The sequence below is a fragment of the Nonomuraea mesophila genome, from assembly GCF_004352805.1.
Taxonomy (GTDB): Bacteria; Actinomycetota; Actinomycetes; order Streptosporangiales; family Streptosporangiaceae; genus Nonomuraea; species Nonomuraea longispora.
Genome location: NZ_SMLD01000266.1, coordinates 1 through 8,340, shown reverse-complemented (window position 1 = coordinate 8,340; position 8,340 = coordinate 1). Strand labels below are relative to the sequence as shown.

Sequence of the window (8,340 nt, the reverse complement as noted above, 5' to 3'; positions counted from 1 at the left end):
CCTCCAGGGCGGCCATGGCCAGCTCGATCGCCTTGTCGAGCTGCGGGTCACGTCCCGCGACCCGGTCCTGCGGGGTGATCACCACTTCGACGTCGGGATCGACGCCGTAGTTCTCCACGCCCCAGCCCGGACCGTCGATCCAGAACGAGTAGCGCGGCTGCGTCACCCGGGTCCCGTCGACCAGGGTGTAGCGCGAGTCGATCCCGATCACGCCGCCCCACGTCCGCGTGCCCACGAGCGGCCCGATCCCGCGGTTCTTGATGCCGGCGCTGACGATGTCACCGTCGGAGGCGGCGAACTCGTCGGTGACGGCCACGATCGGCCCGCGCGGCGAGTCCTCCGGGTAGCGCATCGGCTCGTACCCGCGGACCAGCGACCACGCGGAGACCTTCCTGGACAGCTTCTCCAGCACCAGCTCCGACAGGTGCCCGCCGCTGTTCTCGCGGACGTCCACGACGAGCCCGTCGCGGGCCATCTCGTTACGCAGGTCGCGGTGGAACTGCGCCCACCCCGAGGCCACCATGTCGGGTACGTGCAGGTAGCCGAGCCGGCCGCCGGAGGCCTCCCTGACGTGGGCGCGGCGTTCCTCCACCCAGTCGTGGTAGCGCAGCTGTGTCTCGTCGGCGATGGGGTTGACGACGACGCGGCGCGGCTCGCCTCCTGAGGCCGGGCGGATGGTCAGCTCGGTGGGCTGGTCGGCGGTGCCGGCCAGGAGGGCGAGCGGACCGCGTACCGAGTCGACGGGGCGGCCTCCGACGGCGGTGATCGCGTCGCCGGGACGGACCGCGACGCCCGGGGCGAGCAGCGGCGAGCGGGCGGCGGGGTCGGACGACTCTCCGGGCAGGATGCGGGTGACCCGCCACACGCCGTCGTCGTCCCTGGCCAGGTCGGCGCCGAGCAGTCCCTGACGGCGGCGCGGGTCGGAGCCGCCGCCGGCCGCCGCGGCGTAGGCGTGCGAGGTGCCCAGCTCGCCCTGGGCCTCCCAGAGCAGGTCGATCAGCTCGGAGTGGGAGCCGATGCGGTCGATCAGCGGCTCGTAGCGGTCGAGCACGGCCTGCCAGTCGACGCCGTTCATGTCCTCGCGCCAGAAGTGGTCGCGCATGAGCCGCCCCGCCTCGCGGAAGCCCTGCCGCCATTCGGCGATCGGGTCGATCTGGACGGTGACGCGGTCGAGGTCGATGGTGACGACCTCGTCCCCTTCGCCGGCGGCGCGGGTCTGCAGGCCGTTCTTGCCGTTGGTGACGAGCCGCGCGCCGTCGCCGCTCACCTCGAACGCACGCAGCTCCCTGCCGAGCTCGGCCTTGGCGCGCTTCTTGAGGTCGTACCGTTCGAGCACGGTGTCGTTCTCGGACTCGGTGCCGTCGCCCAGGCGGCCGGTGAGCGGGTGGCGCAGCCAGAGGAGGGCGTCCTTGGCGGTGCGCAGGTTGCCGTAGAGGCCCGCGGGCACCGGCACCGGCACCACGCGGGAGGCAATGCCGTCGGGGTCGACCTCGGTGCGCGGCGGCGCGTCGTCCTTGGCGCCGTCGTCCTTGGCGGGTTTGTCGTCCTCGCCGTTGAAGCCGCGGCCCTGCAGCGAGGGGTCGAACGGCGACGGCGTGCCGGCCTGCAGCGGCACGAGGTAGGGGCGGCACCCCTGGGGGAACGACAGGTCGAAGCCGTGGACGTCGTAGACGGGGTCGAAGGTCCGGACCGACAGGAACGCCAGGTGTTTGCCGTCCTTGGTGAAGACGGGGTCGTAGTCGGCGAAGCGCACCGGGGTCACCTCGATCACGGAGGTCCCGTCCACGCGCCCGATCTTGATCTGCGACAGCGGCTGCTGGTGCGGGTACGCCCAGGCCAGCCAGCTCGAGTCGGGCGAGAACGTCAGGCCGCTGACGTCTCCCTGCGTGGTGCGGTCGAGCTCGCGGAGGTCGCCGGACTCGAGGTCGGCGACGAGCAGCCGCCCGTCGTGGGTGGCCACCGCCACGTGCCGGCCGTCGGGGGCGGCCGCCAGTTCGAGCACGCGGCCGAGCTGCCCGGTGGCCAGGGTCCTGATCTCCCCTCCCGGCGTGCCGACCTCCAGCCCGTCCTCGCCGCCGGCGTCGGACACCCACACGGCCCGCCCGCGGGAGTCGAGGGCCTGCGGCAGCCGTACGCGGACGCCGGGTTCGGCCCGCAGCACGCCGGCGGGGCCGTCGCGGTGGGTCACCCAGTGGGCGGTGCCGCGGATCTCCACGGCGCTGGCCCGCCCGGAGGTGTCGGGCGAGAACGAGCCCGCCCGCAGCGGCGCCGGCCGCCGCGCCCGCCCGGGCCGGGGTCCGCCCAGGCGCACGTCCAGCCGGTACGGCTCGGCGTCGAGGCTCTCCAGCAACCACAGGTCGCCGGCGTGGCTGTAGATGACCCGCCGGCCGTCACCGGCGGCGTGGCGGGCGTAGAACTCGTCGTGCGAGCTGTGTTTACGCAGGTCGGAGCCGTCAGGGCGGGCGGAGTAGAGGTTTCCGACGCCGTCGATGTCGGCCAGGAACACGATCCGGTCCCCCACCCAGCCGACCGACCAGTACTGGGCCGTGCTGTCGGCGAACAACCTGGTGAACTCCCCGTCGCCCGCGGCGTCGATCCAGATCTTGCCCGCCGTACCGCCCCGGTAGCGCTTCCACTGCGACGGCTCCCGCCACATGGACGACACGGTCGCCACCTGTGCGCCGTTGACGGCGACGTCGCTCACCCACCCGTACGGCAGGCGCGTGGCGGGTCCTCCGTCGAGGGGCACCGCGTAGGCCCAGCTCCTGCTGTGGCCGCCCTGCCCGGCGGGGCTGACCGCGAGCACGTCGCCGTCCGGCGTCCATCCGCGTACGCCGGTCGTGTTGCCCCAGTGGGTCAGCCGTTCGCCCTCCGGCCCGTCGATCTCGGCCGCGAACACCTCGGGGGCGCCCTCCTTGCCGCTGGTCCACGCGATGCGGCTGCCGTCGGGCGAGAATCTCGGATGCGACACCGGTACGCGGTCTGCGGTGAAGCGCCAGGCTCTGCCTCCTGTCAGAGGTGCGAGCCAGACGTCGTCGTCGGCGACGAAGGTGACCACGTCACCGTGCAGGTGCGGGTATCTGAGGTATGCGCCATTTGTCACAGATGCACACTAATGCGCGAGACCAAGGGCGACCCAAGAATTCTCTCCCCAGCGAACTCACCCTGTCCCCGGAACGGCCAAGTCCGGGATGCGCCGGTCATGTGGGGGAATGTGCACTTTTCCGGCTTCCGTATCCCTGTGAGGCATCATGAAGATCCTCGTCCGCCCGCACCAGATCCCGCCCAGGCTGGCCGCCGCGGCCATCATCCTCAACTCCGGTCTCAGCAAGTCAGGCGCCGGCGAGGACACCGCCGCGAGCCTGCACGGCATGGCCTCGGGCACCTACCCGCTCCTGCGCAAGGTGACTCCGTCCACCTTCACCAAGCTGCTGTCCAAGACGGAGATCGCCCTCGGCGTGGCCCTGCTGGTGCCGTTCGTGCCGTCGCTCCTCGCGGGGGCCGCGGTGACGGGCTTCGCCGCGGGGCTGCTCGGCCTGTATCTCAAGACGCCCGGCCTGCGGCAGGAGGGCAGCCTGCGCCCCAGCCAGCAGGGCATCGCGATCGCCAAGGACGTCTGGCTGCTGGGCATCGGGCTGGGCCTGGTGGCCGAGGAGATGCGTGACCACCGTCCATGAGGATCTGCCGTTCCTGGACGCTAAGCCCGGCGAACAGGGGTAGCCCGCACGCATGGTACAAATCGGCTACACCCTGATGTCCGAACAGACCCCGGCCCGCGAGCTGGTCGACTACGCCGCGACGGCCGAACGGATCGGCTTCGACTACGCGGTCATCTCCGACCACTACTTCCCGTGGCTGGAGGAGATGGGGCACTCGCCCTACTGCTGGTCGGTGCTGGGCGCGGCGGCCCAGGTCACCGAGCGGATCCCGCTCATGACGTACGTGACCTGCCCCATCATGCGTTACCACCCGGCGGTGGTCGCGCAGAAGGCGGCCACGATGGGCGTGCTGAGCGGCGGCCGGTTCACCTTGGGGCTCGGCGCGGGCGAAAATCTGAACGAACACGTCATCGGCGAGGGCTGGCCCCCGGTCGACACCAGGCACCGGATGTTCGCCGAGGCCGTACAGATCATCAGAGAGCTCTTCAGCGGCGAGTACGTCACCCGCCAGGGCGAGTTCTACGACGTCGACTCGGCCAAGCTGTACGACCTGCCGGAGCGGCCGGTGCCGATCGGCATCGCCGCCTCCGGCGGGCAGTCGGCCGAGCTCGCCGCCGAGCACGGCGACGTCCTCATCATCAACGAGCCGCTGCCGGAGGTGGTGCAGCAGTTCCGCGCGGCGGGCGGGCACGGCAAACCCGTCTACGGCCAGCTCGCCCTCTCCTACGACACCGACGCCGAGGCCGCCAAGGAGCGCGCGCACACGTTGTGGCGCTGGGCGTCGACGGGCGGCTGGAAGGTCATGGCCGAGCTGCCCGCGCCGGTGAACTTCGCCGCCGCCGCAAGCACCGTGCGCCCGGAGGACGTGGCCCGGAACGTGCCCTGCGGCGACGACGTGGACGCGGTCGTGCAGGCCGCGCGGACGTACGTCGACGCGGGATATACCCACATCGCGCTCGTCCAGATCGGCCACGACCGGCAGCAGCCCTTCTTCGACTGGGCGGAGAAGGAACTGCTGCCGGCCCTGCGCGCGCTCTAGAGGCTTCCAGAGCTTCCAGTGCTTTCAGGGGCTTCTAGGGGACGATGTTGACCAGCTTGGGCGCCCGGACGATCACCTTGCGAGGCGCCTTGTCCAGGTAGGCGGCGACCTTCTCCGAGGCCAGGGCCAGCGCCCGCAGGTCGTCCTCGCCGATGCCGGGCGGGACCTCCAGGCGGTCGCGGACCTTGCCCGCGACCTGGACCACGCAGGTGACCGACTCCTGCACCAGCAGCGCCGGATCGGCCACCGGCCATCCGCCGAAGGCGACGTTGCCGGTGCGGCCCAGCCGCTCCCAGCCCTCCTCGGCGGTGTAGGGGGCCACCAGTGACAACATGATCGCCAGCGTCTCGGCGGCCTCGCGCACCGCCGGGTCGGCCGGGCCCGGGCCGGAGTCGATGGCCTTGCGCGCGGCCGAGGTCAGCTCCATCATGCGCGCCACCGCCACGTTGAAGCGGTAGGACTCGACCAGCCTGGTGACCTCGTCGATCGCACGGTGGGTGACCTTGCGCAGCTCGGTGTCGCCGCCCTCGAAGGCCACCCCTGGCTCGCTGGTGACCTCCGACATCACGCGCAGCGCGCGGGCCAGAAACTTCTGCGAGGCGGCCGGCGACAGGTCGGCCCAGTCGATGTCGTCCTCGGGCGGCCCGGCGAAGATCATGGTCAGGCGCACGGCGTCGACGCCGAAGTCGTCGATCTGCTGGCCCAGGTCCACGCCGTTGCCCAGGGACTTCGACATGGCCTTGCCGCCGTTGATCACCTGGCCCTGGTTGAGCATGCGGACGAACGGCTCGGTGAAGTCGATCATGCCCATGTCGTGCAGGACCTTGGTGAAGAAGCGGGAGTACAGCAGGTGCAGCACCGCGTGCTCGATGCCGCCGACGTACTGGTCGATCGGGCCCCACTTGCGCACCTGCTCGGGGTCGAACGGGCCGTCGGTGTAGCCCGGCGAGCAGTAGCGCAGGAAATACCACGACGAGTCGACGAAGGTGTCCATCGTGTCGGTGTCGCGCTGGGCGGGACCGGAGCACTTGGGGCACTCGACGTTGACCCACTCCGTCGCGCTGGCCAGCGGGGAGACGCCCTTGGGCGCCAGCGCCTCGCCGCGCATGTCGGGCAGGGTGACCGGCAGCTGCTCGTCGGGGACGGGCACCTCGCCGCAGTCGGGGCAGTGGATGATCGGGATGGGCGTGCCCCAGAACCGCTGGCGGGACAGCAGCCAGTCGCGCAGCCGGAAGTTGACCGCGCCCGTGCCCCTGCCGTCGGCCTCCAGGATCTGGATGATCTTGGCGATGGCCTCGGTCTTGCTCAGGCCGTCGAGCGGCCCGGAGTTGACCAGCGTGCCCTCGCCCGGCGTGGCCTCACCGGTCTCGCCCGGGTCGGCCAGACCCGTGTGCACGACGACCTTCACCGGCAGCCCGAACTTCAGCGCGAAGTCCAGGTCGCGCTGGTCGTGGGCGGGCACGGCCATGATGGCGCCGTGGCCGTAGTCGGACAGCACGTAGTCGGCCGCCCAGACGGGGATGCGCTCGCCGTTGACCGGGTTGATCGCGTAGCGGCCCAGGAAGACGCCCGTCTTCTCCTTGTCGGTGGCCAGCCGCTCGATGTCGCTCAGCTTGGCGACCTCGGCGCGATAGGCCTCGAAGTCGGCGCGGTGCTCGTCGGTGACGATCTCGTCGGCCAGCGCGGCGTCGGCGGCGACCACGAAGAACGTGGCGCCGAACAGCGTGTCGGGCCGCGTGGTGTAGACGTGGACCGGCTCGTCGCGGCCTTCGATCTCGAACAGCACGTCGGCGCCCTCGGAGCGGCCGATCCAGTTGCGCTGCATGGTCAGCAGCCGCTCGGGCCAGGCGTCCAGCTGCTCCATGTCGTCCAGCAGGCGCTGCGCGTAGTCAGTGATCTTGAAGTACCACTGCGTCAGCTCGCGGCGGACGACGTCGGCGCCGCAGCGCTCGCACTTGCCGGCCACGACCTGCTCGTTGGCCAGCACGGTCTGGTCGTTGGGGCACCAGTTGACCAGGCCGCCCTTGCGGTAGGCCAGGCCGCGCTCGAAGAACCGGTTGAACAGCCACTGGTTCCACCGGTAGTAGTCCGGGTCGCTGGTGTGCAGGCGACGCGACCAGTCGAAGGCGACGCCGTAGCGCCGGAAGGAGTGGGCCTGCGTCTCGATGTTGGCGTAGGTCCACTCGGCCGGGTGGGCGTTGCGCCGGATCGCGGCGTTCTCGGCCGGCAGCCCGAAGGAGTCCCAGCCGATGGGGTGCAGGACGTTGTAGCCCTGCTGCATCCAGAAGCGCGCGATGACGTCGCCGATGGCGAAGACCTCGCCATGGCCCATGTGCAGGTCACCCGACGGGTAGGGGAACATGTCGAGCATGTAGCGCCGCTCGCGGGGGTCGGCCGGGTCCTCGCTCGCCCGGTAGGGGTCCTGCTCCTCCCATCGCTGCTGCCATTTGGCCTGCAGCGCCTGCGGATCGTACTCACTCACGGCTACTGTCCTTCGGATTGACTCGGACCCATAAGAAAACCCCCCGTGCACACAACGAGGGGTGGAGCCGCGACGGCGAGATCTTCAGGGCCGTCGCGGCCCGCTAAGAAGCAGGGTCGCGGAACGCATGTGTCAAGCCTAGCGCACCTCTTCGGCTGAATGCGGATACTCGATCGAGGCCGGCGGGCACAATAGATCCTTCAGGTTCAGTGAGACCTGAAGGTGATGTATCCGTTGTGACCTCTTTCGTCCCAGAAGAATAGCCTTATCACCGTGGTGTACCCAGCAGAGCCTGATCGTCCGGATGCCGACCTGCCGCTCCAGGATCCGCCGACCGATCCTGACGGCTTCGCTCGTTTCGCTGCGGAACGGCCTGCATCTCCTGGAAAATCCCATGAGATCATGCCTGGAACGTCAAATCCGGATATAAGGGTAGATCCGGACACCACTTGGGGAGGGCCGCCCATGGCAGCGGATGATTCCGGACCACACCTGCCGTCCTGGCCCGACGCGCCGCAGCGCGACGGATCCGGCAGCCGGTCGTCCGGCTCGCACGCGGCCGACGTTCCCACCTCGTGGCCCGAGGCGCCCGCTGACGGAGACCCCGCGTGGCCAGAGCCCCCGCGCACGGACGACTCCTGGCCCGAACCTCCACGCCGATCGCGTCACGCCGCCTCCCCGCAGGACACCTCCCCGGCCTGGCCCGAACCGCCCCAGGACACCACCGGCCCGAACTGGCCGGACCTGCCACCCCAGAGCACCACCGGCCCGAACTGGCCCGACCTTCCGCCGCAGAGCGGCACCTCTCCGTCCTCCTGGCCCGACACCGCACAGGCCGGCACCACCTCCCCCTCCGCCTGGCCCGACACCGCGCAGAGTGCTCCAGCGGCCCCGAGGAACGATCCCTCCGCCATCGGCACCGGCCCGTCCGCGTGGCCCGAGGTCGCGCCGCAACCGAGCACCGGCGCCCCCTGGCCGGACCTGCCGCCGCAGGACAACACCGGGCCGACCGCACGGCCGGCGGGCTCCGCGCAGAACGCCGCCGCCCCCTCCTGGTCCGACGCACCTCGCCAGGACGCGCCCACCTCGTGGTCCGCCGCCTCCTCCTCGGAGGTGCCCATGTCGTGGCCCGAGGCCTCCCCGCAGAGCACGGCCGGACC

The 8,340-nt window shown here is 70.9% G+C and carries 5 protein-coding genes; 2 read left to right on the top strand and 3 right to left on the bottom strand.

The window, feature by feature from the left end; genetic code table 11:
- A partial coding sequence (locus tag E1295_RS45735; RefSeq protein WP_132641298.1) for a S41 family peptidase occupies positions 1-3,103 on the bottom strand: 3,103 nt, incomplete at its 3' end.
- Between the two features lie 148 nt (positions 3,104-3,251).
- On the opposite strand from E1295_RS45735, the gene E1295_RS45730 reads away from it, so the two are divergent.
- Complete coding sequence (locus E1295_RS45730) at positions 3,252-3,677, top strand: hypothetical protein (protein ID WP_132641296.1); 426 nt, start codon at positions 3,252-3,254, stop codon at positions 3,675-3,677.
- A 52-nt stretch (positions 3,678-3,729) separates the two neighbouring features.
- Positions 3,730-4,698 carry a TIGR03557 family F420-dependent LLM class oxidoreductase gene (locus E1295_RS45725; protein WP_132641294.1) on the top strand — a complete coding sequence of 323 codons (969 nt, stop codon included), beginning with the start codon at positions 3,730-3,732 and terminating at the stop codon, positions 4,696-4,698.
- Positions 4,699-4,732: 34 nt separating this feature from the next.
- Here E1295_RS45725 and leuS read toward each other — a convergent pair whose 3' ends face one another.
- Positions 4,733-7,180 carry a leucine--tRNA ligase gene (gene leuS, locus E1295_RS45720; RefSeq protein ID WP_246081189.1) on the bottom strand — a complete coding sequence of 816 codons (2,448 nt, stop codon included), beginning with the start codon at positions 7,178-7,180 and terminating at the stop codon, positions 4,733-4,735.
- Between the two features lie 665 nt (positions 7,181-7,845).
- On the bottom strand, positions 7,846-8,340 hold a 495-nt coding region (locus tag E1295_RS49495; RefSeq protein ID WP_166427746.1), incomplete at its 5' end, for a hypothetical protein.